We start from the raw sequence: 1,442 nt of genomic DNA, 5'->3' as shown, positions 1-1,442 counted from the left end.
GCGGCCCCCCCGGGCGGCGGCCGCCCCCGGCCGGTCGTCGGCGGCGTTCCGGTTCTTCTCGAGGTGGAGCGGTTGTCACTCGTCCGGCTACGTACCGACGGGCTGTCGGGCCGGGCGGGCGATCGGCTACCGTTTGAAGGTCGACCCGCGACCGCGCGTCGCTCGATCGACCGAACTGTGGAGGTTTCCCGTGGCTGGTGGTCTCGTCGCCCTGCTGGACGACGTCGCGGCGCTCGCGAAAGCAGCAGCGGCGTCCATCGACGACGTCGGCGCAGCGGCCGGTCGCGCGAGCGTCAAGGCCGCGGGAGTGGTCGTCGACGACACCGCGGTCACTCCCCGCTACGTGCACGGATTCAGCCCGGATCGCGAACTGCCGATCATTCGCAAGATCGCGATCGGTTCCATCCGCAACAAGCTCCTGATCATCCTCCCGGTGGCGATGATCCTCAGCCAGTTCCTGCCGCAAGCGCTGCCGTACCTGCTCATCGCCGGCGGCCTGTTCCTGTGCTACGAGGGAGCGGAGAAGGTCTACGAGGCCCTCACCGGGGGCCATCACGAGGACGAGGCCGCGGACGCACCCAAGTCCGGACCGGAACTCGAAAAGACCATGGTCAACGGAGCCATCCGGACCGATCTGATCCTGTCCGCCGAGATCATGGTGATTTCGCTGTCGTCGGTCGAGTCCGAACCGTTCCTCACCAGGCTGATGGTTCTGATCGTCGTGGCGCTCCTCATCACCGCGCTGGTGTACGGCGTGGTCGCGCTGATCGTGAAGATGGACGACGTGGGACTGTCGCTCGCCCAGCGACAGTCGTCGTTCGCTCGCCGGGTCGGCCGGGGACTCGTCGCCGCGATGCCGAAGGTGATGGCCGTGCTCACGGTCGTGGGGATCGCCGCGATGTTGTGGGTCGGCGGGCACATCCTGATCATCAATGTCGGCGAGGCCGGATTCCACTGGCCCGCCGACCGGCTTCACGATCTCGAGCACTGGTTCGGTGAACTCGTCCACGGCGGGTTCGGCGGTGTCCTGTCCTGGACTTCCGGGACCGTGGTCTCTGCCCTCGTCGGACTCGTTCTCGGCGCACTGGTGGTCCTGGTGATGCACCTGATTCCGAAGCGGAAGAAGACGTCCTCGGTGCACTGAAACTTCGGGCACTGAAACTTCGGGCACTGAAACTTCGGGCACTGAAACTTCGGGCACTGAAACTTCGGTGCAGTGAAAGTTCGACGCTCCGCGTTGTGACTGTTTGAGTCCGTGCCGTCCGGTTATCCGGGGTTGGCCACGAAAGTGGTCACCGTGCCCGGTTCGCAGTCGGCCACGTGTTGCGAACCTTCCGGGAGGACCCCGTCGGCGCCGGGGGGGGCGGGGTCTTCACAATGCCTGCCTTCACATGTGGGGAGCGTTCCGACAACGGCGCGGGCCCGCGTCCCGGAGGACAACG

Annotated in this window: 1 protein-coding gene; it reads left to right on the top strand. The window is 66.4% G+C overall.

Features of this window, described 5'->3' with window-relative positions; all coding sequences use genetic code 11:
* The first annotated feature begins 190 nt into the window (after positions 1-190).
* Complete coding sequence (locus tag TVH25_RS21285) at positions 191-1,144, top strand: DUF808 domain-containing protein (protein ID WP_169620202.1); 954 nt, start codon at positions 191-193, stop codon at positions 1,142-1,144.
* Positions 1,145-1,442 lie beyond the last annotated feature (298 nt).

This window comes from Rhodococcus sp. 7Tela_A2 (assembly GCF_049311045.1).
Lineage (GTDB): Bacteria > Actinomycetota > Actinomycetes > Mycobacteriales > Mycobacteriaceae > Rhodococcus.
The sequence above is the reverse complement of the archived record's forward strand: the minus strand, read 5'-3'. Positions and strand labels throughout refer to the sequence as shown.